Genomic DNA, 24701 nt, shown 5'->3' on the forward strand with positions numbered 1-24701 from the left:
GAGACGGATATGTCATACAGTGACGAACGTGATCAATTTGCACCCCATATGGCTCTGGTGCCGATGGTTGTTGAACAGACCTCGCGCGGCGAGCGTTCTTACGATATTTTCTCCCGTCTGCTCAAGGAACGTATCATTTTTCTGACCGGCCAGGTCGAAGACCAGATGGCCAACCTGATTGTCGCGCAGATGCTGTTTCTGGAAGCGGAAAACCCAGAGAAAGACATCTATCTTTACATTAACTCGCCGGGTGGGGTAATTACCGCCGGGATGTCTATCTACGACACCATGCAGTTTATTCAGCCGGACGTCAGCACCATTTGTATGGGCCAGGCGGCGTCAATGGGCGCATTCCTGCTGACCGCGGGCACGAAAGGGAAACGTTTCTGCCTGCCCAACTCGCGCGTAATGATCCACCAGCCGCTGGGCGGCTACCAGGGGCAGGCGACGGATATCGAAATCCACGCCCGCGAAATCCTGAAAGTGAAAGCACGCATGAACGAACTGATGGCGCAACATACGGGCCAGCCTCTTGAACAAATCGAGAGAGACACCGAGCGCGACCGTTTCCTCTCTGCAGGTGAAGCAGTAGAGTATGGTCTGGTTGACTCCATCATGACCCACCGTAACTGACGCCCGCCACGCGAGGGCCGCTATACTCATTAAGAGGTGGTCCTCGGTATCCTGGCGGCAGGCGCTGGTATTGGCATGGCGTTGTCGCGTGCGGCACTAAGAACAGAAAAGAGGTTTTGACTCATGACAGATAAGCGCAAAGACAGCTCAGGCAAACTGTTGTACTGCTCTTTTTGCGGCAAAAGCCAGCATGAAGTGCGCAAGCTGATTGCCGGGCCGTCCGTGTATATCTGCGACGAGTGTGTCGATCTGTGTAACGACATTATTCGCGAAGAGATTAAAGAAGTGGCTCCGCACCGTGAACGCAGCGCTCTGCCGACGCCACATGAAATTCGTAGCCATCTTGACGATTACGTTATCGGTCAGGAAAAGGCCAAAAAGGTGCTGGCGGTTGCGGTCTATAACCACTACAAACGTCTGCGCAACGGCGACACGTCTAACGGCGTTGAGCTTGGCAAAAGTAACATACTGCTGATCGGCCCGACCGGTAGCGGTAAAACGCTGCTCGCCGAAACGCTGGCGCGCCTGCTGGATGTGCCGTTCACCATGGCTGACGCCACCACGCTGACCGAAGCCGGTTACGTGGGCGAGGACGTGGAAAACATCATTCAGAAACTGCTCCAGAAGTGCGACTACGACGTGCAGAAAGCGCAGCGCGGCATCGTGTATATCGATGAGATTGATAAAATCTCCCGGAAATCCGATAACCCGTCTATCACGCGTGACGTTTCTGGCGAAGGCGTCCAGCAGGCGCTGCTGAAGCTTATCGAAGGCACCGTGGCTGCCGTACCGCCGCAGGGCGGTCGCAAGCATCCGCAGCAGGAGTTCTTGCAGGTGGATACCTCCAAGATTCTCTTTATCTGCGGCGGCGCGTTCGCGGGCCTCGATAAAGTTATCGCGAACCGCGTAGAAACCGGCTCCGGCATTGGTTTTGGCGCGACGGTCAAAGGCAAATCGCAGAAAGCGACCGAAGGCGAACTGCTCTCTCAGGTGGAGCCGGAAGATCTGATCAAGTTTGGTCTGATCCCGGAATTCATCGGTCGTCTGCCGGTGGTTGCCACCCTGAACGAGCTGAGCGAAGACGCCCTGATCCAGATCCTGAAAGAGCCGAAAAACGCCCTGACCAAGCAGTATCAGGCGCTGTTCAATCTGGAAGGCGTGGAGCTTGAGTTCCGCGACGAAGCGCTGGAAGCCATCGCGAAGAAAGCGATGTCCCGTAAAACCGGCGCGCGTGGCCTGCGCTCTATCGTAGAAGCGGCGCTGCTGGAGACCATGTACGATCTGCCGTCTATGGAAGAAGTGGAAAAAGTGGTCATCGACGAGTCGGTGATTGCCGGCCAGAGCGAGCCGCTGCTGATTTACGGCAAGCCGGAAGCCCAGCAGGCATCCGGCGAATAATTCGCCCGTTCCGACAATCAGTTAACAATAAATGGGGGAAATATTCCCCCATTTATTTTTCCTGCTTCCGTGCCGTTGAATGTCCGGGAAACATCCCCATATACTGATTTACTTAATTGGTGATGCCGTGAAGTGCGTTCACATGCGCCCCATCACCAGGCGGAAACTAAACTAAGAGAGAGCTCTATGAATCCTGAGCGTTCTGAACGCATTGAAATCCCCGTATTGCCATTGCGCGATGTGGTGGTTTATCCGCACATGGTTATCCCTTTGTTTGTGGGACGGGAAAAGTCTATTCGTTGTCTTGAAGCCGCCATGGATAATGACAAAAAAGTCATGCTGGTGGCGCAGAAAGAAGCCTCAACGGATGAGCCGGGCGTGAACGATCTGTTTACCGTCGGTACCGTGGCGTCTATTTTGCAAATGCTGAAACTGCCGGACGGCACCGTCAAAGTGCTGGTCGAAGGTTTGCAGCGCGCGCGTATTACCACGCTTTCCGACAACGGCGACCATTTCGCGGCGAAAGCGGAATACCTCGAATCGCCGGCTATTGACGAGCGCGAGCAGGAAGTGCTGGTGCGCACCGCGATCAGCCAGTTCGAAGGCTACATCAAGCTGAACAAAAAAATCCCGCCAGAAGTGCTGACGTCGCTTAACAGCATTGACGATCCGGCGCGTCTTGCGGATACCATCGCCGCGCATATGCCGCTGAAGCTTAGCGATAAGCAGTCGGTGCTGGAAATGTCCGACATCAACGAGCGTCTGGAATACCTGATGGCGATGATGGAATCGGAAATCGACCTGCTGCAGGTTGAGAAACGCATTCGTAATCGCGTCAAAAAACAGATGGAAAAAAGCCAGCGCGAGTACTATCTGAACGAGCAAATGAAAGCCATTCAGAAAGAGCTCGGCGAAATGGACGACGCGCCGGACGAAAACGAAGCGCTGAAGCGTAAAATCGACGCGGCCAAAATGCCGAAAGAGGCAAAAGAGAAAGCCGAAGCCGAGCTGCAGAAGCTGAAAATGATGTCGCCGATGTCCGCCGAAGCGACCGTGGTACGCGGTTATATCGACTGGATGGTGCAGGTGCCGTGGAACGCGCGCAGCAAAGTCAAAAAAGACCTGCGTCAGGCCCAGGAAATCCTCGATACCGACCACTACGGCCTTGAGCGCGTCAAAGACCGCATTCTGGAATACCTCGCGGTTCAGAGCCGTGTTAACAAAATCAAAGGGCCGATCCTCTGCCTGGTCGGGCCGCCGGGGGTAGGTAAAACCTCGCTCGGTCAGTCCATCGCTAAAGCGACCGGCCGTAAATATGTCCGTATGGCGCTCGGCGGCGTGCGTGACGAAGCGGAAATCCGCGGTCACCGCCGTACTTACATCGGCTCCATGCCGGGTAAGCTGATTCAGAAAATGGCCAAAGTGGGCGTGAAAAACCCGCTGTTCCTGCTCGATGAGATCGACAAAATGTCGTCTGACATGCGTGGCGATCCGGCTTCCGCCCTGCTGGAAGTGCTCGATCCGGAACAGAACGTGGCCTTTAACGATCACTACCTGGAAGTGGATTACGACTTAAGCGACGTCATGTTCGTCGCGACGTCTAACTCCATGAACATTCCAGCGCCGCTGCTGGATCGTATGGAAGTGATCCGTCTGTCCGGTTACACCGAAGATGAAAAACTCAACATCGCGAAGCGTCACCTGCTGCCGAAGCAGATCGAGCGTAACGCGCTGAAAGAGAATGAGATTAACGTCGATGACAGCGCTATTATCGGCATCATCCGTTACTACACTCGCGAAGCGGGCGTGCGTAGCCTTGAGCGTGAAATCTCTAAACTGTGCCGTAAAGCGGTAAAACAGCTGCTGCTGGATAAATCGCTCAAACGCATCGAAATCACCGGTGAAAACCTGAAAGATTTCCTGGGTGTGCAGCGCTTCGACTATGGCCGCGCCGACAGCGAAAACCGCGTAGGGCAGGTGACGGGGCTTGCGTGGACGGAAGTGGGCGGCGATCTGCTGACCATCGAAACTGCGTGCGTGCCGGGCAAAGGCAAACTGACTTACACCGGTTCACTGGGTGAAGTGATGCAGGAATCTATCCAGGCGGCGTTAACGGTCGTTCGCGCGCGCGCTGAGAAGCTTGGCATCAACAGCGACTTCTACGAAAAACGTGATATTCACGTTCACGTGCCGGAAGGTGCCACGCCGAAAGATGGCCCGAGCGCCGGTATCGCGATGTGCACCGCGCTGGTCTCCTGCCTGACCGGCAACCCGGTGCGCGCCGATGTGGCGATGACCGGTGAAATCACGCTGCGTGGTCAGGTGCTGCCGATTGGCGGCCTGAAAGAGAAACTGCTGGCGGCGCACCGTGGCGGCATCAAAACCGTGCTGATCCCGGATGAAAACAAACGCGACCTGGAAGAGATTCCGGAGAACGTGATTGCCGATCTGGATATCCACCCGGTTAAGCGCATCGAAGAAGTGCTGACGCTGGCGCTGCAAAACGCGCCGTACGGCATGCAGGTCGCCACCGCAAAATAGTGACCTGACGCAAGCGCGCTGAGAAAAACAGGGCTGGTAAGTGCTTTCGTACTTGCCAGCCTTTTTTTGTATAGCTAATTTAGATTGCCGGTCTGGGGTGCCATCAACAACTCCTGTTGTAAGGGCATGTGAGGACTGTTATAACTGCTGCGCGGTCGCACCCTGAAGGATCCCGGTGCGATATAAAATATAAAGAGAGGAAGAGAAGAGTGAATAAATCTCAACTGATAGACAAAATTGCCGCAGGTGCCGATATTTCTAAAGCAGCGGCTGGACGTGCGTTAGATGCTTTGATTGATTCCGTGACTGAATCTCTGCAGTCCGGGGATGAAGTCGCGCTGGTTGGCTTTGGTACTTTTTCCGTTCGTGAACGCGCTGCCCGCACTGGCCGCAACCCACAGACGGGCAAGGAAATCACCATCGCGGCTGCGAAAGTTCCGGGTTTCCGTGCCGGTAAAGCGCTGAAAGACGCGGTTAACTGATCCTGTGGCTGGCGTCAGCACAGCCAGAGGATAAAAAAACAAGGCGCATCATAAGATGTGCCTTTTTTCTTTCTGGATGAGTAATCTGCGGATATGGGCTGACAACCGCCCCGGTTTCTTGTCACAATACGCCTTTGCGCGCAGCGGCCCAGCGGATGTCGCCATGTTTCTGTGCGAGTTCTACCTGTCATTCTACAGCGGAGTGTTGTTACACCATGATGGACAATTTACGCGCGGCGGCAAATCACGTCGTGCTCAAGATCATTCTGGGTTTGATTATCCTGTCATTCGTACTGACTGGCGTGAGTAACTACCTGATTGGCGGTAACAGCAACTATGCCGCGAAAGTTAACGACCAGGAAATCAGTCGGGCCCAGCTTGAAAACGCGGTCAACATCGAGCGCAACAACCTTGAGAGAAGACTGGGCGACCGTTTCTCTGAGCTCGCGTCCAATGAACAATATATGGCCGAGCTGCGCCAGCGCGCGCTGCAGGGGCTGATTGACGAAGCGCTGATTGATCAATACGCGCGTTCGCTGCATCTCAACATCAGCGATGAGCAGGTGCGCCAGTCGATTTTCAAAAACCCGGCGTTCCAGAGCGACGGTAAATTCGATAACGCGCGCTACAACGCTATTATCACCAGCATGGGCATGAGCGCCGATCAGTACGCGCAGGCGCTGCGTAATCAGCTCACGACTGACCAACTGGTCAGCGCCGTGATGGGCAGCGACTTCATTCTGCCGGGCGAAAGCGATCAATTTGCTGCGCTCTTTGCCCAGCAGCGCCAGGTTCGCACGGCGACCATCGCGGTCGATGCGCTGGCCCAGAAGCAGCAGGTTTCCGAACAGGAAATCAAAGACTACTACCAGCAGCACACCAATAATTTCCAGTCGCCTGAGCAGTTCCGCGTAAGCTATATCAAGCTTGACGCCGCAGCCCTCGCTGAGAACGCCAGCGAAGATGAAATCCAGGCGTACTACGACAAACATCAGGATGAATTTGGTCAGCCGCAGCGCAACCGCTACAGCCTGATCCAGACCAAAACCGAGGATGAAGCGAAAGCCATTCTCGCGCAGCTCAAACAGGGCGCGGATTTCGCAACGCTCGCCAAAGAGAAATCGGTTGATGTCATCACTGCCCGCAACGGCGGCGACATGGGCTGGCTGGAGCCGGGCACCACGCCGGATGAGTTCAAAAATGCCGGTCTGAAAGAGAAAGGCCAGCTTTCTGACGTTATCAAATCCTCCGTGGGCTTCCTGATTGTACGTCTTGACGACATCACGCCAGCCACCGTGAAGCCGCTTTCTGAAGTGCATAACGACATCAGTGCGAAAGTGAAGCAGGAGAAAGCGCTGGACGCCTTCTTCGCACTGCAGCGTAAAGTGAGCGATGCAGCGAACAATGATAACGAATCGCTGGCCAGCGCCGAGAAAGCCGCAGGCGTGAAAGCGGTGGAAACCGGCTGGTTCAGCCGTGATGCAGTGCCTGCCGAGATTAACTTTAAGCCGGTGGCCGACGCCGTGTTTGGCGGCAATCTGCTCGGCGAGAACGGCACGCCGGGCAGTAATTCAGACATCATCACCGTTGATGGCGATCGTGCGTTCGTGCTGCGTATTACCGATCACAAACCGCAGGCGGAAAAACCGCTGGCAGAGGTGAAAGATCAGGTGACGGCGCTGGTGAAACACCAGAAGGCGCTGAAAGCGGCAAATGAAGAAGCGCAAAATCTGCTGAGTGCGCTGAAAGCGGGCAAAGGTGACGAGGCGCTGAAAGCGGCAGGCATTGCTTTCAGCCCGGTGAAAACCTTTGAGCGCACCACGCAGGATACGCTGACGCAGCCGGTGTTCGCTCTGCCGCTGCCAGCCAAAGATAAACCGAGCTACGGCATCGGCAACGACATGCAGGGCAACGTGGTTCTGCTGGCGCTCGATGAAGTGCGTAGCGGCACCATGCCGGATGCTCAGAAGAAAGCGATGGCGCAGCGTCTGACTCAGAACAATGCGGAAATTGCCTTCGACGCGCTGCTGAAAGGCCTGCGTAAAGACGCCAAAATCAAACTTGGCGACGCGGGCGCACCGCCGCAGCAATAACGAGACGTCTCGCACCATTTCTGCAACTCACTGCAAATACCAAAGGCCGCTTTCGCGGCCTTTTCCATTTCTGAAATCTGACATTTGAGCCTGTTTTTCTCTCCGCTTAAGGTGGCGAGGCTGTTAACAAACAAGGAGAACACAGCATGAAACGTGGAATCAAAGCCTTATGTCTCGCCGTCGCGCTGGCTGGCGGCACTTTTTGCACCGCAGCTATCGCGGCACCATCAGCAGGAAAAGCCCAGGCGGAGCCGGTAAAAGAAAAAACCGCCGCCACTACGCCACAGGCGAAGCCGGAAACCATGGCGGATGCGCCAGAAGAAACCGTTAGCATTAACACCGCGACGGCGGATGAACTGGCACAGGCGATGAACGGCGTGGGTAAAAAGAAAGCGCAGTCTATCGTCAGCTATCGCGAAGAGTATGGTCCGTTTAAGTCTATCGAGGATTTAAAACAGGTGCCTGGTATGGGGAATTCGCTCGTCGAACGTAATCTTTCCCGGATCCGCCTCTAATCGTTAGTCATCCACGCTTGCAGAGTTGAAAAACTTTGCCAGACTAAAGAGGTCATACCAGTGGTGTGACCTCTGTTTTTATATCACTCTGTATCCCTTACAAAAAGAAAAGGTTCAAGCGCTATGCAGACTCAAATCAAAGTGCGCGGGTATCACATGGATGTTTATCAGCACGTGAACAATGCGCGTTATCTGGAATTTCTTGAAGAAGCCCGCTGGGATGGGCTGGAAAACGACGAAAGCTTCAAATGGATGATGGCGAACAACATCGCGTTTATCGTCGCCAACATCAATATCAACTACCGTCGGCCCGCCGTGCTTGGCGATCTGTTGACGGTAACGAGCCAGGTGAATCAGCTTAACGGTAAAAGCGGGGTCTTAAGCCAGGTCATTACGCTTGAGCCGGAAGGCGAAGTGGTCGCCGATGCGCTGATCACTTTCGTATGTATCGATCTGAAAACGCAGAAAGCCTTACCGATTGAGGGCGAGTTGCGTGAAAAACTGGAAAAAATCACAGGGTAAATTCTGCAAAAGTGGCGCGTGTGCTGGCAATCATGGATTTATCACCGCACAGGGTGAACAATCCGGTAGATGTTAACAGCCCACAAGCGTCGCGAAAAAACGCCTTCAAAATCAACAGGGCAGCCGTTCTTTAACAAGATGGGTTGTTGTAAAAATGTTGGTAGGATGTGGAAGGCGAAAAAATGCCATTCAGTACAAAGGGTTACTTTTAGTCTGTTCCCCGCGCGAGCGGGGATAAACCGTTTTCGAAGATGGCATTATCCAGGTGGGTAGCCTGTTCCCCGCGCGAGCGGGGATAAACCGAGCGCAATCAACAGGCCAATTTCCGTTCGCGTCTGTTCCCCGCGCGAGCGGGGATAAACCGCTAACTGCTCAGGACGCGCTAAACGCTATCCACTGTTCCCCGCGCGAGCGGGGATAAACCGTGAGCAATATCGCTCATAACCAAGACAGGAGACTGTTCCCCGCGCGAGCGGGGATAAACCGTAATACCGCCGATTCGATCCACTCCGGCTTCCCTGTTCCCCGCGCGAGCGGGGATAAACCGTAGACCCTCGCACGGTTCGTCATTATCTCTCACTGTTCCCCGCGCGAGCGGGGATAAACCGAGCATCTTTTAAAGAGGTCTTTATGGGCCACACTGTTCCCCGCGCGAGCGGGGATAAACCGATTTGGTTCGGCCTGAACGATATACCGGTGAGCTGTTCCCCGCGCGAGCGGGGATAAACCGGCGACGCGCTGTTAACGCGCTGCCGGAACATGCTGTTCCCCGCGCGAGCGGGGATAAACCGTGTTTCCTGAATATACGCCGTTACCGCCACGCCTGTTCCCCGCGCGAGCGGGGATAAACCGTCCTTGCGTGGTAGCCTGACCATCCGGCAGCGCCGTTCCCCGCGCGAGCGGGGATAAACCGCGTCGGTGGCGGGGGTTTCATTCAGTACGCGGCCGTTCCCCGCGCGAGCGGGGATAAACCGCGCGACTATACGAACATCATTGACCGTCTCACCTGTTCCCCGCGCGAGCGGGGATAAGCCGTTCTGATGGCCGTCATGATTGAGGGCAGCGCCCTGTTCCCCGCGCGAGCGGGGATAAACCGAGAAGGACACGCACCTGCAGAGCGAGCTGGGCCTGTTCCCCGCGCGAGCGGGGATAAACCGATTATTGGCTGGCGTTCTGACGTGTCAGAGAACTGTTCCCCGCACGAGCGGGGATAAACCGCTGGTGGTGTTGCCGCTATTTATCTGGACACCCTGTTCCCCGCGCGAGCGGGGACAAACCGAACGCTGACCTGGCGAACACGCTGCAAAATCTCCGTTTCCCACCAGCCGTAATAAACCGCCCAGGCTCTTCGCGTCTGTCACTCGCCGCCCCCTTTCCCGCCACATTCTTCAGTAACGTTTATACTTCAAAGCCCTTGTTAAATTTTGAACACTGCGCAACGAAGGAGAGGCTATGCGAGTACACCATCTCAACTGCGGTTGTATGTGTCCTTTGGGCGGTGCGCTGTACGATGGCTTCAGTAAAGGGCTGCACGCGCACCTCATCTGCCACTGCCTGCTGATTGAAACCGACCATCACGGGCTGGTGCTGGTGGATACCGGCTTTGGCTGTGACGATATGCGCCATCCGCGCCGCCGTTTACCACTCTTTTTCCGGGCGCTGAATAATATCCAGTACCGGGAATCATTAACGGCGCTGCACAATATTAAAGCGCTCGGCTTTAAGCCGGAGGACGTCCGACACATTGTGCTGACGCATCTGGATTTCGATCATGCCGGCGGGCTGAGCGATTTCCCGCAGGCGCAGGTGCATCTGATGCAGCGTGAAATGACGGCTGCAGAAGGGCGCGGCACGTGGCTTGACAGCGCGCGCTATCGTCCGGGGCAATGGGGAAATCGTTCCGGCTGGCATGGCTATCATCCACATGGCGAGGCGTGGTTTGGTTTCAGCGCGGTGCGCGCGCTCGATGGTTTGCCGCCGGATATCCTGTTAATCCCGCTGCCGGGGCATACGGAAGGGCACGCAGGTGTGGCGATTGATACGCCGCAGGGCTGGTTACTGCACGGCGGCGATGCGTGGTTCTATCGCGATGAAATGGCGGCAGACCCACACTGTACGCCGGGCCTGCGCTTTTATCAGTGGATGATGCAAAAAGATAAAGCCGCGAGGCTTGCGAACCAGAAGCGCCTTCGGCTTCTGGCCGCTGACGCCAGCGCGGGCGTGACCCTGTTTTGCAGCCACGACGCCCGCGAGTTTGAACGGTTAAGCGGGAAAAACCTGGCTATTTAAGCCCGGTTTTCTGTTTCATGGCGGCCATAATGGCAGGCTTATCGGCCTCATACTGGCTAAGGCCGTTGGCGCGCAGGTGGCAGGCCGCGCATTCGCCGCAGCCATCACCCTGAATGCCGTTATAGCAGGTAAGGGTCTGGTGGCGGATGACATCAAGCTTGCCCCAGTAATCGGCGAGCGCCCAGGTTTCGGCTTTGTTAAGCCACATCAGCGGCGTTTCAAAACGCACGTCGCGCGCCATGCCGAGCGCAACGGCATGATTCAGCGCTTTGACAAATTCATCGCGGCAATCCGGATAGCCGGAAAAATCGGTCTCGCACACGCCGGTAATCACCGCCTCCGCCTGCACCTGATACGCGTAAATCGAGGCCAGCGTCAGGAAGAGAATATTGCGGCCAGGCACAAAAGTGCTCGGCAGGCCTTCGGCGTCAGGATCGTAATCCGGCACCGGGATGCTGTCGCGCGTCAGGCTGCTGACCGCGAGTTCGTTAAGCAGCGTCACATCCAGCACTTTATGCGCCCGCGCGCCCAGCGATGCGGCAAGGGCGCTGGCGACATCAATCTCCGCACGATGGCGCTGGCCGTAATCGAACGTGACGCAATGCACTTCATCATATTGATGTAACGCCTGAATCAGGCAGGTGGTGGAGTCCTGGCCTCCGCTGAAGACCACAACGGCACGTTTCATAAAGCCCCTGTCATTGAGTAGCAAAACCGTTATGGTAGCGCCGCACCGTCGCGTCCACCAGCTTCTTGCGGCGGCGGCAGCCACGCGCGGCTAAAATCAAACCAGCCGAGCGCGTTCAGTTCGATGCCGTTCACGCCCGGCGGCGCGCTTATCTGGTAACGATAATTAAAGAGCGGAGTGATAACGGCGTCGTGCATCAGCGTCTGCCATACTTCGCGCAGCGCCGCGTGACGGCTCTGTTCATCAGGGTGGCTTTGCACCGCGTCAAGAGTGGCTTCCAGATGCGCCCGCTGTGGGCCTGTTAACAGATGCCGCCAGAGCGGATCGCAGCGCAGCCACTGCTCCAGCGTATATTCCGGCGCTTCGCCAATCAGCCTGTCACCCATGACGATATCCGCCTGCGCCAGTTGCGTACAGCCGTCCCAGTTTTTCGCGTTATGAAAATGCAGCGTGAGCGTGCATCCACGCTGTGCCAGCTCATGCTGAAGCTGGCGTGCCATTACCGGCAATTCCACCGGCAGATGATAGACCAGCGTCAGCGAGGGCGGCAGCGGTGGCGGAGGCTCGTCGGGCCATTGCGGCAGATGCCAGCCCGGTAGCAGTTCACTGCTTGGCGTAATCAGATGCTCATCAAGCGGCAGGGAATCTATCATGCCACTGCGGTGAACCCGTTGCATCAGCCAGCGCGCCTGCGCGTGTGAGAGCCGTCCGTTTTGCCGGATGCCGAGATAACAGAACCCGAGGCTGATGCTGTTGCTGACGGGGCGCAGATGTACGAGTTCTTCCTGCTGCCCGATGGCTATCTGCACCGGATGACGGCAACTGGTGCCGAGCGCGCTGTCGAAGAGTCCGGGCGTTATCCAGTATTCAACCGCGTTCAGCAACGGATGCCCGAGATGACAGCGATCGTGGCTTTCAATGCGCACCAGCTCAGGCGTAAACGTGGCGAGCCGGAATGGCCCGCTGCCGATCGTTGTGTCATCCGGATGCGCCAGATAACAGCCGTGACTGGCAAGACGCCACGCGAGCCAGTGATCCGGGCGCGTGAGTTCAAAACGCAGGCAGTGCTTATGCTCCACCGTAATCTCTCTGACACTCGCGAAAAGCTGGCGCAGCGTCTCCAGCTCAAGCAGTTGTTGCAGCCGCTGGCGGAGTTGCCAGGCGTCTACCGGCTCGTGATTGTGCCAGTGCAGGGTAGGGCGCAGATAAAACCACCAGCTGAGCCCGTCCGGCGAAACGCGCCAGTGGTGCGCCATATCGCCTTCCGGGCGCGCGGTGTCGGGGTTAAAGCGCGTCAGGCCGCTGAAAATCTGGCGGGCGAGATGCTGCTCGGCGCGGCCGGGCAAAAAGCCGGGCTTGAGCGGCTCCAGCGGGCGATAGTAGGGAATGCGCAGCGTCGGCGTGTCGTTATGCCACTGGCCGCCCAGAAACGGATGCAGTAACTGGCGCAGTTGCCCGGACGCCAGCTGTGCGAGCGCCAGCGCATTATGCGTCTGCCCCTGGCTTAACACCGTTTCCATCATGCCGGCGCGCACGGTGTGCGGCGATACCAGAAAGATCAGCTCGCCCCGCTTGCCGCGGCCCGACTGCGCGCGCCAGCGCAGCCAGCCGTGCTGTTCAAGCTGGCGAAGCAGCGTGCGTATGTGGCGTTCACTGCAAAAACAACGCGCGGCGAGCTCGCTGATAGTCACGGCCTGCGGCGCGCCCTCGGAAGGCTGCCACAAACGCTGAAATTGATTAAGCCGATTCAGAAGGCGCATATAAACCCGGAACGATTTTTCCTAACTCTTCACTATTAGTTCCGTATATGCCAGGCAATACTGCAAGTCAACCGACAGAGGGAGACGAACCATGGCGCGACTGGCTGCTTTTGATATGGATGGCACGCTGCTGATGCCTGACCATCAGCTTGGTGAAGCCACACAGATGGCGCTGCACCGTTTGCATCAGCGCGGCGTGACGCTGGCGTTTGCAACCGGTCGCCATTTGCTGGAAATGCGACAGATGCTGCAAAAAATCGCGCTGGAGGCGTTCCTCATTACCGGCAACGGTACGCGTATTCATGCGCCGTCGGGCGAGCTACTGTTCGCTGAAGATTTATCGCCGCAGGTAGCGGAAGCCGTGCTGCATGGCCACTGGGATACATCAGCCAGTCTGCACGTGTTTAACGACAGCGGCTGGCTGACGGATAACGACGATCCGGCGCTGCTGGACGCGCACGCCTGGAGCGGGTTTCGCTATCAGCTCACCGATCTGAAGCGGCTTCCCGCCCATCAGGTGACGAAAATCTGCTTTGTTGCCGATCACGACGCGCTGTGTGAGCTGCGCGTTAAGCTTTCTCAGGCGCTTGGTTCGCAGGCACATATTTGTTTTTCCGCGCTCGACTGTCTGGAGGTGCTGCCGCCGGGATGTAATAAAGGCGCGGCGCTGCAGGCGTTGAGCCAGCATCTGGGTATTACGATGGCGGATTGTATGGCGTTCGGTGACGCCATGAACGACCGCGAAATGTTATCGCTGGCAGGGAAGGGGCTGATTATGGGCAACGCGATGCCGCAGCTTCTGGCAGAGCTCCCGCATCTGCCAGTGATCGGGCACTGCAGCAGACAGGCGGTCGCCCACTATTTGACGCATTGGCTGGACAATCCACACCTTGATTATTCCCCCGAATGATGAGGCATTCCAGCAAGCCGGGGTAAACCCCGGCTTTTTTTATTTCCCACCGCTGATAGTGACCGTCAGCTTCATCAGTGAATAGTTGAAGAGATCCGGCGGCATGGTATCCGGGTTATAGAGATCGCCTGCGAAGCAGTAAACCTCCATCACACCGCCCCGTTTACCGAGCTCCAGCGCCTGCTGGAAGATATACGGCAGGTTTTCGTCATAGGTGACCGGCACATTGGCGTTATTGTTGATCACGCGGCCTTCATACGTTGCCTCTTTAAACGTGACGTTAACGGTCTCGCCCGGCGCGATGGCTTTTTTGCCAGCCTTCGCCTGCACAAAGAACAGCGATTTATTACGCTTGAGCAGTTTTTTCTTCGCGGTGGCTTTTTCAAGCTGATCAATACCCGCCTGATACTTTTTCTCTTCGCGGCTGGAAAGCTCTTTCAGCATCGACTCATGCAGCGACAGCAGCGTTTTTGGCTCGACCGCGACGTTTTGCGCCAGGCCGTCTTTAATGCCTGCCAGCAGGATGGGGAGATTGGTTTTAATGCCAAGATCAGCCATCTGATCCATGCTCTTTTGCACCAGCCTTGAGAACATCACGCCGTTCGCATAGGACTGCTTATTGGCTTTATCCTTAAGCGCCGCGGCGTTGACTTCCGGTTCCGCTTTCGTCGCCGCCACTGTTTGCACCTGCGTTGCCGCGTCGGCTTTCAGTTTTTCTGCCTGCGCCAGCAGCTCCGCTTTTTCTTTCTCGGCCTGCGCTTTTTGCGCCGTGTTTTCCGCACTCAGGCTGGCCAGTTTGGCGTTAAGTTCTTCATTCACGCGTTTAAGCGTATCCAGCTCAGCCTGTGTTTTTTGCTGGCTGGTGGCGGAGGCGGTAGTCAGCGCTTTGGTCGACTGTGCCTCTTCTTTCAGCGCGAGCAGCGCTTTATCCGACTGCTGTAAACGGTTCTCTTTTTCTGCCAGCGACTGCTTCAGCGTAGCGATATCTGCCTGGGCGGCAGCAAGCTGCTGAGTGAGCGCTTCTTTTGCCGCGCCAATCTGCGCGGCCTGCTGTTGCTGACTCTGCAGCGCCTGCGCTTTTTCGCTCTGGCTGCCTTTCAGGCTGGCAAGCTCTGAGGCAAGGGCCGCGACTTTTTCCTGCGAGGTGGCGGCAAGCGTTGTCGAGGCGTTGAGTTTTTCCGTAAGAGCGGCGATCTGCGCCTTAAGCGCGGCTTCTGCCGCCTGATTTTTCTCAAGCAACGCGGTCTGCTCCGCCTGCGCTTTTTGCAGTTTCGCTTTCTCTTCTTTGCTAAGCGAGCTGTTCTTCATCAGCAGGCTGTTCTGCTCGGTGAGCGAGGCTTTCTCTTCCTCAAGCTGCGCGAGCTGTTTGTTCAGTGCACCGATGCTCTTCTCATTTTGCGCCGTCAGCGCCGCTTTCTCTTTTTCCAGTTGCGCCAGCTGTTTTTGCAAATCGCTCTGGCTCTTCTCGTGCTCGCTGCTTGTCTTCTGGAGCGCGGCGAGTTCGGCACTGCGTTTATCAAGCTCCGCCTGCAGCACCTGCGCTTTTTTATTAGCGGTGTCGATTCCCTGCGCACTTTGCGCCGTCAGCGCCGCTTTTTCTTGTTCAAGCTGCGTGAGTTGCTTTTGCAGCGAGGTCTGGCTCTTCTCGCGCTCGCTGCCTGTCTTCTGGAGCGCGGCGAGTTCGGCACTGCGTTTATCAAGCTCCGCCTGCAGCGCCTGCACTTCTTTATTTGCGGCGTCGATGCTCTGCGCACTTTTCGCCGTCAGCACCGCTTTCTCGCGCTCCAGTTGTGCAAGCTGTTTTTCCAGCGCGCTCTGGCTCTTCTCGTGCTCGCTGCCTGCCTTCTGGAGCGCGGCGAGTTCGGCGGTGCGTTTATCAAGCTCTGCCTGCAGCGCCTGCGCTTTTTTATTAGCGGCATCGATGCTCTGCGCACTTTGCGCCGTCAGCGCCGTTTTCTCTTTTTCCAGCTGTGCAAGCTGTTTTTGCAGCGCACTTTCGCTCTGCGCGCGTTTATCGCCTGTATTTTTCAGCGCCACCAGTTCATCAGCGCGCTTATTCAGTTCATTGCGCAGTGCCTGCATGTCGCGGTTAAAACGCGCGGTGTCTTGCGTATTGCGCTCTGTGATGGCGGCTTTTTCTGTTTCAAGACGCGCAATCTGTTTTTGCAGTGCGCTTTCGCTCGCCGCCTGGCTGTTGCTTGATTTTTTGAGTTGCGCCAGTGCTTCGGTTTTGCTGGCAAGCGACGCCTGAAGCTCCGCGGTTTTCTGCTCCAGCGCTTCAATGCGCGCGGCCTGTTGCGTGCTGGTAGCACCTTGTTCGCGCTGCGCGTTTTGCAGGCTGCGGGAGAGGCGATCGTTCTCTTTCGCAAGCGCGCTATTGTCTTTCAGCAGTTGCGTGTTTTGCGCCTGAAGATCGCTGGGAGCGCTGAGGCTTTTCTTCTCTTGTTCCGCAGCTTTAAGCTGTTTTTTCAGGCGAGCGATCTCCTGCTGGAGATCGTTGATTTGCGCCCGGGAAGCGGATGGCGTTTGTTGACGATGGGTGGGGGCAGGGAAGTCTATCTGCTTCACTTCGATTTGCTGAATTGACGACAGAAAATCATTTCCCTGAACGGCAGCGCTATTTTGCGCAGCCCAGGACGACTGTCCGCTCAGTGCGAGCGCCAGTAAAACAGCGATCGCGCTTTTATGGCTTTTAATACTTCCCTTCATCCCATCACCTCTCATTTAGCAAGCCCTGCGCCTTTTTTCAGCTCGGCCAGAAGAGACTGAGAAATTGTATTGCAGGCGTCATTGACGCGGAATTGATACAGCGGAGTGATGGTTTCCACCATAATATTGGACAGATCGTTACTGATAGAGGCGTAATATTGTGTGGCTTTAATGCTGCGATATAGCGTGTCGATCTGCTCACGATATTTTTCACGATTAATATCTGAAAGGTGTTTAGTCTCCGCGAGGCAGCGTTCAAGACGCAGTTTGGTATCACTGCTGACGGGGGCTAACTGATTCATGGATTCAACCGGCGTCGGGGCAGGCTGTGCGGGGACGACAGGCGTCTGCGACACATTGCTTTTTACCGGGGCGCTTTTAGGGGCGGTGGTACAGGCGCTTAAAGACATCATCATCGCAGCGATATAAAGGATTTTTTTGTCCAACATATTATCTCTTATGTGTCTGATTACAGAATGCCAGCAATCCCTGCGCAATCTGGCCGGGATGATCCGAAATATGTCCAGTAATAGACTGGCTAACCACAAACAGCGCGCTGCATTAGGCCAGTATACCGGGAGAAAGAAAGGTGATTTTATACAGAGTTTATCAAGATAGATTTTAATAAATTCTTAAAAGTGATTCTTCGCTATTTCAAAAGTATGAAAATAAATAATTACGATGGAGTTGTATTGTTTTATTTTATCAATAAATTATATGCATAGATTTCAGGAATGTTTTTATTTTATATTTTTGGAATAAACAGGGCGTGACATAAATTTAAAAGCATGATGCATATAAAAAGCGGCGAAGGTTCGCCGCTTTGATCTTCACCTTTCCATCTTAACCCACGAGTTCCTGAATGGCTGCGCGCCAGGGCGTGATATCGCCAATCGAGGCCGCCACCCATTCCGGGTTGTGATAAGTTTCCAGATACCGCTCGCCGCTGTCACACAGCAGCGTAACGATAGCGCCGCTGCGGCCTTCTTCACGCATCCGCGCGGCCAGCTGCAGCGCGCCCCACATGTTGGTGCCGGTGGAAGCACCCACTTTGCGGCCCAGCAGTTCGCTAAGCCATTGCATCGCCGCCACGCTCGCGGCATCCGGCACCTGCAACATTTCATCGATAACATCAGGAATAAAAGAGGGCTCAACGCGCGGACGGCCAATCCCTTCAATGCGGCTGCCGACATTGCTTTTCAGCTCGCTGTCGCGCTGCTGCCAGTAATCGTAAAACACCGAGTTCTCAGGGTCGACCACCATCAAGCGCGTGGCGTGCCCCTGATAACGCAGATAGCGGCCAATGGTGGCCGATGTACCGCCGGTACCGGCGCTCATCACGATGTAATCAGGAACCGGGTGCGGCTCGCCTGCCATCTGCCGGAAAATACTGTCGGCGATATTGTTGTTGCCGCGCCAGTCGGTCGCGCGCTCGGCGTAGGTAAACTGATCCATATAACGGCCACGCAGCTCGCGGGCGAGCACCTCGGAGGCCTCGTAAATTTCACAGGCGCTCTGCACGAAGTGGCAGCGGCCGCCGTAAAACTCAATCTGTTCCACTTTGCGCCGTGCGGTACAGGCGGGCATTACGGCGATAAACGGCAGGCCCAGCATGCGGGCAAACCAGGCTTCGGAAACCGCGGTTGAGCCGGAAGAGGCCTCGATAATCGGCGTGCCTTCGCGGATCCAGCCGTTGCTCAGGCCGTATAAAAACAGCGAGCGCGCCAGACGGTGCTTCAGGCTGCCGGTAGGGTGCGTGCTTTCATCTTTCAGATAGAACCAGATGCCCGGAAAAGCGGGCAGGGTAAAGCGGATCAAATGGGTATCCGCGGATCGCCGGGCGTCGGCGTGGATCTCATTAATGGCGTGGTGAACCCAGGTGCTGGACATGATACGTTCCGGTTTATCAATTTGTGCCCAGCGTAAAGCATCTTTCAGGAAAATAAGTTGCCATTTAGCCTGCCTGTTGCTGATATGAGAGAAAAATTTTCTACAGGAATCGGGAATGTTAGATAAAATTGATTGCAGACTGCTGGCGCTGCTTCAGGAGGACGCGACGCTCTCTTTGCAGGCGCTCGCCGATGCCGTTAATCTGACGACGACGCCCTGCTGGAAGCGGCTCCGGCGGCTTGAAGATGACGGCTATATTATTAAGCGCGTCGCGCTGCTCGACCCGGAAAAACTCGGCCTCGGCCTCACCGCTTTTATGCTGATCAAAACGCAGCATCACAGCAGCGACTGGTACAGTCAGTTTGTCGCGGTGGTGGAGGAGATGCCGGAAGTGCTCGGTTTCTGGCGCATGGCGGGCGAATACGACTACCTTATGCGGGTACAGGTGGCCGATATGAAAAGCTATGATGACTTTTATAAACGTCTGGTCAACCGGGTACCGGGGCTGTCAGATGTCACGTCGAGCTTCGCCATGGAGCAGATAAAATACACCACGGCCCTGCCGCTTAAGCGCTGAACCGTCTGGCTTGCCACGACGCCCGCGCTTTATCATCAGACCAATCAGGAATTTCGCGTGCGATTATTTGCTCAGTTAAGCTGGTATTTTAGCCGGGAGTGGCGTCGCTACCTCGGCGCGGTTGCCCTGCTTATTGTTATCGCCATTCTGCAACTGGTGCCGCCAAAAGTGGTGGGCTACGTTGTCGATGGCGTCACTCAACACCACTACACCACGCGCCAGGTGCTGCTGTGGGTGGGCCTGCTGGTGGTGATTGCGATAGTGGTTTATCTGCTGCGCTACGTCTGGCGTGTGTTGCTTTTTGGCGCGTCCTATCAGCTTGCCGTTGAACTGCGGCGCGATTTTTACCGCCAGCTCAGCCGCCAGCATCCGGAATTCTATCTGCGCCATCGCACCGGTGATTTGATGGCGCGCGCCACTAACGATGTTGACCGCGTGGTCTTCGCCGCCGGCGAGGGCGTGCTGACGCTGGTCGATTCACTGGTGATGGGCTGCGCGGTGCTGATCATCATGTGTACGCAGATCAGCTGGCAGCTCACGTTACTGGCGCTGTTGCCGATGCCGGTGATGGCGATTGTCATCAAGCGCTACGGCGATCAGCTACACCACCGTTTCAAGGCCGCGCAGGCGGCGTTCTCATCGCTGAACGACAGAACGCAGGAGAGCCTGACCAGCATCCGCATGATTAAAGCGTTCGGCCTGGAAGACAGACAGTCGGCGCTGTTTTCTGAAGACGCGCGCGATACCGGCGTGAAAAACCTGCGTGTGGCGCGCGTGGACGCCCGTTTCGACCCGACGATTTATATCGCGATTGGCATGGCGAACCTGCTGGCCATCGGCGGCGGCAGCTGGATGGTGATGAACGGCACGCTGACGCTCGGCCAGCTCACCAGCTTTACGATGTATCTGGGCCTGATGATCTGGCCAATGCTGGCGCTGGCATGGATGTTTAACATTGTCGAGCGCGGCAGCGCGGCGTACAGCCGCATTCGCGCGCTGCTGGCGGAGGCGCCGGTAGTGAAAGATGGCCAGGCGTCGCTGCCCGCCGGGCGCGGTGTGCTGAACGTGGCTATCCGCGAATTCCGCTATCCACATGCCGCGCGCGATACGCTGCGTAACGTGCAGTTCACGCTGAAACCCGGCCAGATGCTGGGGCTGTGCGGCCCGACCGGCGCCGGGAAAACCAGCGTGCTGTCGCTTATCCAGCGCCATTTCGATCTCGACGCAGGGGAGATTACGTTCCATGACGTCTCGCTTGACCGCGTGCATCTGGATGACTGGCGTGGACGGCTTGCGGTCGTCAACCAGACGCCGTTCTTATTCTCCGATACGGTCGCCAGCAATATCGCGCTTGGCAAGCCGGACGCCACGCAGGAAGAGATAGAACAGGCGGCGAAACTCGCCTGCGTGCATGACGATATTCTGCGTCTGCCGCAGGGGTATGACACCCAGGTCGGCGAGCGCGGCGTGATGCTCTCCGGCGGGCAGAAGCAGCGCATCTCTATTGCCCGCGCGCTGCTGCTGGAGGCCGAAATTCTGGTGCTGGATGACGCGCTCTCCGCCGTTGACGGGCGTACTGAACACCAGATTCTGCATAACCTGCGCCAGTGGGGCGAAAACCGTACTGTCATCATCAGCGCGCACCGGCTGTCGGCGCTGACCGAAGCCAGCGAAATTCTGGTGCTGCAACACGGCCAGGTGGCGCAGCGCGGGCGTCATGAGGCGCTTGCGGCACAGCCCGGCTGGTACCGGGATATGTATCGCTATCAGCAGCTCGAAGCGGCGCTGGACGACGCGCCGGAAGAGCACGATGAGGAGGCGCTGAATGCGTAATACCGTAAAAAGCTGGCCGACGCTGAAACGTCTGCTGGCGTATGGCTCGCCGTGGCGTAAACCGCTCGGCGGCGCGGTGCTGATGCTGTGGGTGGCTGCCGCCGCGGAAGTGACCGGCCCCGCGCTCATCAGCTATTTCATCGACAACCTGGTCGCGAAAAACCAGCTGCCGCTGGGGCTGGTGGCCGGGCTGGCGTTCGCCTACGTGCTGCTGCAAATTCTCGCCGCCGGGCTGCATTACTGGCAGGCGCTGCTGTTTAACCAGGCGGCGGTGGGCGTGGTGCAACAGTTGCGTACTGATGTAATGGATGCCGCGCTGCGCCAGCCGCTCAGCGCGTTCGACACGCAGCCGGTGGGGCAGCTGATTTCGCGCGTCACTAACGATACCGAGGTGATCCGCGATCTCTATGTCACGGTCGTGGCGACGGTGTTGCGCAGCGCCGCGCTTATCGGCGCGATGCTGGTGGCGATGTTCAGCCTCGACTGGCGCATGGCGCTGGTGGCCATCACTATCTTCCCGGCGGTGCTTATCGTCATGATGATTTATCAGCGCTACAGCACGCCGATTGTACGCCGGGTGCGAACTTATCTGGCGGACATCAACGACGGCTTTAATGAAGTCATCAGCGGTATGAATGTCATCCAGCAGTTTCGCCAGCAGACGCGCTTTGGCGAGCGCATGAACGCCGCCAGCCATTCGCACTATCTGGCGCGAATGCAGACGCTACGCCTGGATGGCTTTCTGCTGCGTCCGTTGCTGAGCCTCTTTTCCGCGCTGGTGCTGTGCGGCCTGCTGATGCTGTTCGGCTTCACCGCCATCGGGACGATTCAGGTGGGGGTTCTCTATGCGTTTATCAGCTATCTGGGCCGTCTTAACGAGCCGCTGATTGAGCTCACCACTCAGCAGTCGATTTTGCAGCAGGCGCTGGTGGCGGGCGAACGTGTGTTCGAGTTGATGGACAGGCCGCGCCAGGATTACGGCCACGACGAGCGCCCGCTCACGAGCGGGGCGATTGAGGTGGATAACGTCTCTTTCGCCTATCGCGACGATCAGTTCGTGCTGAAAGACATTTCGCTCTCGGTGCCGTCCCGTCACTTCGTGGCGCTGGTCGGTCATACCGGCAGCGGCAAAAGTACGCTCGCGAGCCTGCTGATGGGGTATTACCCGCTCAGCAGTGGCGAAATCCGCCTTGATGGCCGACCGCTCGCCTCGCTCAGCCACGGCGTGCTGCGTAAAGGCGTGGCGATGGTACAGCAGGATCCTGTCGTGCTGGCCGATTCGTTCTTCGCGAACGTCACGCTCGGGCGTGATATCGACGAAGCGCGCGTCTGGGAGGTGCTGGAAACGGTACAACTGGCCGAGCTGGCGCGCGGCATGAGCGAGGGCATTCATACCCGCCTTGGCGAGCAGGGCAATAATCTCTCCGTCGGGCAGAAACAGTTGCTGGCGCTGGCGCGCGTGCTGGTGGACGCGCCGCAAATCCTTATCCTTGATGAGGCGACGGCGAATATTGATTCCGGCACCGAGCAGGCGATTCAGCACGCGCTGGCCGCTATCCGGCCGCACACAACGCTGGTGGTTATCGCGCATCGCCTCTCAACGATCGTGGAAGCCGACACCATTCTGGTGCTGCATCGCGGGCAGGCGGTAGAGCGGGGCAGCCATCAGGCGCTGCTTGAGGCGCGCGGACGCTACTGGCAGATGTATCAGCTCCAGCTTGCGGGTGAAGAGCTACAGGCCGCCGCGAAAGAGGAGCCGCTCAGCGCCTGATGCACCAAAATCAGGCGTTCTGCTAACACGCATCGTTAGTGGTGCAAAAATGTAACGCACCGTGCACTCGCATGGTGCGTTTTTCTTTTCTGCCTTCCGTTTCATTCAATTAATCCTGCTTTCCTGCCGCAGTTTTTGCCGCCGCCGCGCGCTTTTCTATTCCTGGCACGCCGCTTGCTTTACCTGTTTATCGTCGCTGCCGCATTACCCATTTCTGACTGGAGGGGATCTATGAAGCTGGTTACCGTGGTAATCAAACCGTTCAAACTGGAAGACGTGCGTGAAGCACTCTCCACCATTGGCATTCAGGGGCTTACCGTCACCGAAGTGAAAGGGTTCGGGCGCCAGAAAGGCCATGCCGAGCTTTACCGCGGCGCCGAATACAGCGTGAACTTCCTGCCGAAAGTAAAAATCGACGTGGCAATCGCCGACGATCAGCTGGATGAAGTGATCGAGGTGGTCAGCAAGGCCGCGTGGACCGGAAAAATTGGCGACGGCAAAATTTTTGTCGCCGAACTGCAACGCGTGATTCGTATTCGTACCGGCGAAGCCGACGAAGCGGCTCTCTGATTTCTGGCCAACCGTTACAGGAATGCACAAAATGAAACACACAGCTTTCAAATCGGGTTTCGGCCTGCTTGCTCTTCTGCCAGGTATTGCCCTGGCGGCGCCCGCGGTGGCGGACAAAGCCGATAACGCTTTTATGATGATCTGCACCGCGCTGGTGCTCTTTATGACCATCCCGGGGCTTGCGCTGTTTTACGGCGGTCTTATCCGCGCGAAAAACGTGCTCTCGATGCTGACGCAGGTGTCTGTCGCGTTCGCGCTGGTCTGCGTCCTTTGGGTGGTCTATGGCTACTCGCTGGCGTTCGGCAGCGGCGGCAGCTTCTTTGGCAACGTCGACTGGCTGCTGCTGAAGGGCATTAAAATTACCGACCTGATGGGCACCTTCTATCAGTATATTCACGTCGCGTTCCAGGGCTCTTTCGCCTGTATCACCGTGGGGCTTATCGTCGGCGCGCTGGCGGAACGCATCCGCTTCTCGGCCGTGCTGATCTTCGTGGCGGTGTGGCTCACCTTCTCCTATGTGCCGATTGCGCATATGGTCTGGGGCGGCGGCCTGCTGGCCTCTGACGGCGCGCTGGATTTCGCGGGCGGCACCGTGGTGCACATTAACGCGGCGGTAGCGGGTCTGGTGGGTGCGTATCTGGTTGGCAAGCGCGTTGGCTTCGGCAAAGAAGCGTTTAAACCGCATAACCTGCCGATGGTCTTTACCGGCACTGCAATCCTTTATTTCGGCTGGTTCGGCTTTAACGCCGGCTCCGCCAGCGCCGCCAACGAAATCGCAGGTCTGGCGTTTGTGAACACGGTTGTTGCAACGGCGGCGGCCATTCTTGCGTGGGTGTTTGGTGAATGGGCGCTGCGCGGTAAGCCGTCGCTGCTGGGCGCATGTTCCGGCGCCATTGCCGGTCTGGTGGGCGTGACGCCTGCGTGCGGCTACATCGGCGTGGGCGGCTCGCTTATCGTGGGTATCGCGGCAGGTCTGGCGGGCTTGTGGGGCGTCACGCTGCTGAAACGCTGGCTGCGCGTTGACGACCCGTGCGACGTATTCGGCGTGCATGGCGTCTGTGGGATTGTGGGTTGCATCCTGACCGGTATTTTTGCCTCAACATCGCTTGGCGGTGTGGGTTACGCCGCGGGCGTGACGATGGGTCATCAGGTGCTGGTGCAGCTTGAGAGCATCGCCATTACCGTTGTCTGGTCCGCTGTGGTCGCGTTTATCGCCTATAAAGCGGCGGATTTGACCGTGGGCCTGCGTGTCTCCGAAGAGCAGGAGCGCGAAGGGCTGGATGTCAACAGCCACGGCGAGAACGCCTACAACGCTTGATAGCGGCGTTATCTCCGGAGCAAAAAACCTCCCGCATGCGGGAGGTTTTTTATGGGGGCGAGTGGCAAGGTGGGTGCGCTTCGCTTACCCACCCTACAAAAGACGATCACATAGACTGTATTAAACGTAGGACGGGTAAGCCACGCGCACCCGCCATGAAAGGGGCTATGAATGTAAAGGTGGGTGCGCTTTGCTTACCCAC

The 24701-nt window shown here is 57.0% G+C and carries 19 protein-coding genes and 1 CRISPR repeat array; of the genes, 14 read left to right on the forward strand and 5 right to left on the reverse strand.

What is annotated here, in order from left to right:
- The first annotated feature begins 9 nt into the window (after positions 1-9).
- The 8 genes from clpP (at position 10) to ACUW6V_RS16395 (ending at position 10473) form a co-directional block, all read left to right on the forward strand.
- A complete protein-coding gene (gene clpP, locus ACUW6V_RS16360) occupies positions 10-633 on the forward strand; it encodes an ATP-dependent Clp endopeptidase proteolytic subunit ClpP (RefSeq protein WP_004387730.1) in 624 nt (207 codons plus the stop codon).
- Between the two features lie 123 nt (positions 634-756).
- Positions 757-2031, forward strand: a complete 1275-nt coding sequence (gene clpX, locus ACUW6V_RS16365) for an ATP-dependent protease ATP-binding subunit ClpX (RefSeq protein ID WP_004387729.1) — start codon at positions 757-759, stop codon at positions 2029-2031.
- A gap of 186 nt (positions 2032-2217) precedes the next feature.
- Entirely contained in the window at positions 2218-4572 is a 2355-nt protein-coding gene (lon, locus tag ACUW6V_RS16370; protein WP_004387728.1) for an endopeptidase La, read from the forward strand.
- Between the two features lie 209 nt (positions 4573-4781).
- Positions 4782-5054, forward strand: coding sequence for a nucleoid-associated protein HU-beta (hupB, locus tag ACUW6V_RS16375; protein ID WP_004387727.1), 273 nt, complete (start codon positions 4782-4784; stop codon positions 5052-5054).
- Positions 5055-5269: 215 nt separating this feature from the next.
- A complete protein-coding gene (gene ppiD / locus ACUW6V_RS16380; protein WP_105623054.1) occupies positions 5270-7147 on the forward strand; it encodes a peptidylprolyl isomerase in 1878 nt (625 codons plus the stop codon).
- Positions 7148-7293: 146 nt separating this feature from the next.
- The gene (locus tag ACUW6V_RS16385) at positions 7294-7662 is read left to right on the forward strand and encodes a helix-hairpin-helix domain-containing protein (protein ID WP_105623053.1); all 369 of its coding nucleotides are present in this window, start codon (positions 7294-7296) and stop codon (positions 7660-7662) included.
- Between the two features lie 123 nt (positions 7663-7785).
- On the forward strand, positions 7786-8184 hold the full coding sequence (locus tag ACUW6V_RS16390) for a YbgC/FadM family acyl-CoA thioesterase (RefSeq protein ID WP_105578901.1): 399 nt from the start codon (positions 7786-7788) through the stop codon (positions 8182-8184).
- 213 nt (positions 8185-8397) lie between these two features.
- Positions 8398-9463: a CRISPR direct-repeat array (repeat unit 29 nt; unit sequence CTGTTCCCCGCGCGAGCGGGGATAAACCG).
- 173 nt (positions 9464-9636) lie between these two features.
- Complete coding sequence (locus tag ACUW6V_RS16395) at positions 9637-10473, forward strand: MBL fold metallo-hydrolase (RefSeq protein WP_454038624.1); 837 nt, start codon at positions 9637-9639, stop codon at positions 10471-10473.
- Here the strand turns inward: ACUW6V_RS16395 and queC are convergent.
- Together queC and ACUW6V_RS16405 are read right to left on the reverse strand one after the other, a co-directional pair.
- Positions 10466-11161 (reverse strand): 7-cyano-7-deazaguanine synthase QueC, encoded by a 696-nt coding sequence (queC, locus tag ACUW6V_RS16400; protein WP_012125485.1) that lies wholly within the window; start codon positions 11159-11161, stop codon positions 10466-10468. The genes ACUW6V_RS16395 and queC overlap by 8 nt on opposite strands.
- A gap of 29 nt (positions 11162-11190) precedes the next feature.
- Complete coding sequence (locus tag ACUW6V_RS16405; RefSeq protein ID WP_105623051.1) at positions 11191-12921, reverse strand: SgrR family transcriptional regulator; 1731 nt, start codon at positions 12919-12921, stop codon at positions 11191-11193.
- A 91-nt stretch (positions 12922-13012) separates the two neighbouring features.
- Between ACUW6V_RS16405 and cof the strand changes: the two genes are divergently transcribed.
- A complete protein-coding gene (cof, locus tag ACUW6V_RS16410) occupies positions 13013-13831 on the forward strand; it encodes an HMP-PP phosphatase (protein ID WP_104673903.1) in 819 nt (272 codons plus the stop codon).
- A gap of 39 nt (positions 13832-13870) precedes the next feature.
- Here the strand turns inward: cof and ACUW6V_RS16415 are convergent, their stop codons facing one another.
- From ACUW6V_RS16415 to ACUW6V_RS16425, 3 genes are all read right to left on the reverse strand, one after another.
- Positions 13871-16540 (reverse strand): hypothetical protein, encoded by a 2670-nt coding sequence (locus tag ACUW6V_RS16415; RefSeq protein WP_454038625.1) that lies wholly within the window; start codon positions 16538-16540, stop codon positions 13871-13873.
- Between the two features lie 11 nt (positions 16541-16551).
- Positions 16552-16989 carry a hypothetical protein gene (locus ACUW6V_RS16420; protein ID WP_007865247.1) on the reverse strand — a complete coding sequence of 146 codons (438 nt, stop codon included), beginning with the start codon at positions 16987-16989 and terminating at the stop codon, positions 16552-16554.
- Positions 16990-17383: 394 nt separating this feature from the next.
- Positions 17384-18430 (reverse strand): PLP-dependent cysteine synthase family protein, encoded by a 1047-nt coding sequence (locus ACUW6V_RS16425; protein ID WP_097640862.1) that lies wholly within the window; start codon positions 18428-18430, stop codon positions 17384-17386.
- A gap of 115 nt (positions 18431-18545) precedes the next feature.
- On the opposite strand from ACUW6V_RS16425, the gene ACUW6V_RS16430 reads away from it, so the two are divergent.
- The 5 genes from ACUW6V_RS16430 to amtB all read left to right on the forward strand — a co-directional run bounded on the left by ACUW6V_RS16430 (position 18546) and on the right by amtB (position 24499).
- Positions 18546-19007: an Lrp/AsnC family transcriptional regulator gene (locus ACUW6V_RS16430; protein ID WP_004387554.1), complete on the forward strand. Its 462-nt coding sequence runs from the start codon at positions 18546-18548 to the stop codon at positions 19005-19007.
- A 57-nt stretch (positions 19008-19064) separates the two neighbouring features.
- The gene (locus ACUW6V_RS16435) at positions 19065-20840 is read left to right on the forward strand and encodes a SmdA family multidrug ABC transporter permease/ATP-binding protein (RefSeq protein WP_454038626.1); all 1776 of its coding nucleotides are present in this window, start codon (positions 19065-19067) and stop codon (positions 20838-20840) included.
- A complete protein-coding gene (locus ACUW6V_RS16440; protein WP_004387553.1) occupies positions 20833-22611 on the forward strand; it encodes a SmdB family multidrug efflux ABC transporter permease/ATP-binding protein in 1779 nt (592 codons plus the stop codon). The genes ACUW6V_RS16435 and ACUW6V_RS16440 overlap by 8 nt, the downstream gene beginning before the upstream one ends.
- 231 nt (positions 22612-22842) lie before the next feature.
- Positions 22843-23181, forward strand: a complete 339-nt coding sequence (gene glnK, locus ACUW6V_RS16445) for a P-II family nitrogen regulator (protein ID WP_004387552.1) — start codon at positions 22843-22845, stop codon at positions 23179-23181.
- 31 nt (positions 23182-23212) lie between these two features.
- Entirely contained in the window at positions 23213-24499 is a 1287-nt protein-coding gene (gene amtB, locus ACUW6V_RS16450; RefSeq protein ID WP_004387551.1) for an ammonium transporter AmtB, read from the forward strand.
- The last annotated feature ends 202 nt before the right edge of the window (positions 24500-24701 follow it).

The sequence above is a fragment of the Cronobacter sp. 153480017-3 genome (assembly GCF_053627815.1).

Excerpts from the sequence above, each read along its gene's own strand:
- ACUW6V_RS16395 (WP_454038624.1), top strand. The coding sequence starts at position 9,637 with ATGCGAGTACACCATCTCAACTGCGGTTGTATGTGTCCTTTGGGCGGT.
- glnK (WP_004387552.1), top strand. The coding sequence starts at position 22,843 with ATGAAGCTGGTTACCGTGGTAATCAAACCGTTCAAACTGGAAGACGTG.
- amtB (WP_004387551.1), top strand. The coding sequence starts at position 23,213 with ATGAAACACACAGCTTTCAAATCGGGTTTCGGCCTGCTTGCTCTTCTG.
- ACUW6V_RS16385 (WP_105623053.1), top strand. The coding sequence starts at position 7,294 with ATGAAACGTGGAATCAAAGCCTTATGTCTCGCCGTCGCGCTGGCTGGC.
- clpX (WP_004387729.1), top strand. The coding sequence starts at position 757 with ATGACAGATAAGCGCAAAGACAGCTCAGGCAAACTGTTGTACTGCTCT.
- ppiD (WP_105623054.1), top strand. The coding sequence starts at position 5,270 with ATGATGGACAATTTACGCGCGGCGGCAAATCACGTCGTGCTCAAGATC.
- ACUW6V_RS16420 (WP_007865247.1), bottom strand. The coding sequence starts at position 16,989 with ATGTTGGACAAAAAAATCCTTTATATCGCTGCGATGATGATGTCTTTA.
- ACUW6V_RS16425 (WP_097640862.1), bottom strand. The coding sequence starts at position 18,430 with ATGTCCAGCACCTGGGTTCACCACGCCATTAATGAGATCCACGCCGAC.
- ACUW6V_RS16415 (WP_454038625.1), bottom strand. The coding sequence starts at position 16,540 with ATGAAGGGAAGTATTAAAAGCCATAAAAGCGCGATCGCTGTTTTACTG.
- clpP (WP_004387730.1), top strand. The coding sequence starts at position 10 with ATGTCATACAGTGACGAACGTGATCAATTTGCACCCCATATGGCTCTG.
- ACUW6V_RS16405 (WP_105623051.1), bottom strand. The coding sequence starts at position 12,921 with ATGCGCCTTCTGAATCGGCTTAATCAATTTCAGCGTTTGTGGCAGCCT.
- ACUW6V_RS16390 (WP_105578901.1), top strand. The coding sequence starts at position 7,786 with ATGCAGACTCAAATCAAAGTGCGCGGGTATCACATGGATGTTTATCAG.
- ACUW6V_RS16430 (WP_004387554.1), top strand. The coding sequence starts at position 18,546 with ATGTTAGATAAAATTGATTGCAGACTGCTGGCGCTGCTTCAGGAGGAC.
- cof (WP_104673903.1), top strand. The coding sequence starts at position 13,013 with ATGGCGCGACTGGCTGCTTTTGATATGGATGGCACGCTGCTGATGCCT.
- ACUW6V_RS16440 (WP_004387553.1), top strand. The coding sequence starts at position 20,833 with ATGCGTAATACCGTAAAAAGCTGGCCGACGCTGAAACGTCTGCTGGCG.
- lon (WP_004387728.1), top strand. The coding sequence starts at position 2,218 with ATGAATCCTGAGCGTTCTGAACGCATTGAAATCCCCGTATTGCCATTG.
- queC (WP_012125485.1), bottom strand. The coding sequence starts at position 11,161 with ATGAAACGTGCCGTTGTGGTCTTCAGCGGAGGCCAGGACTCCACCACC.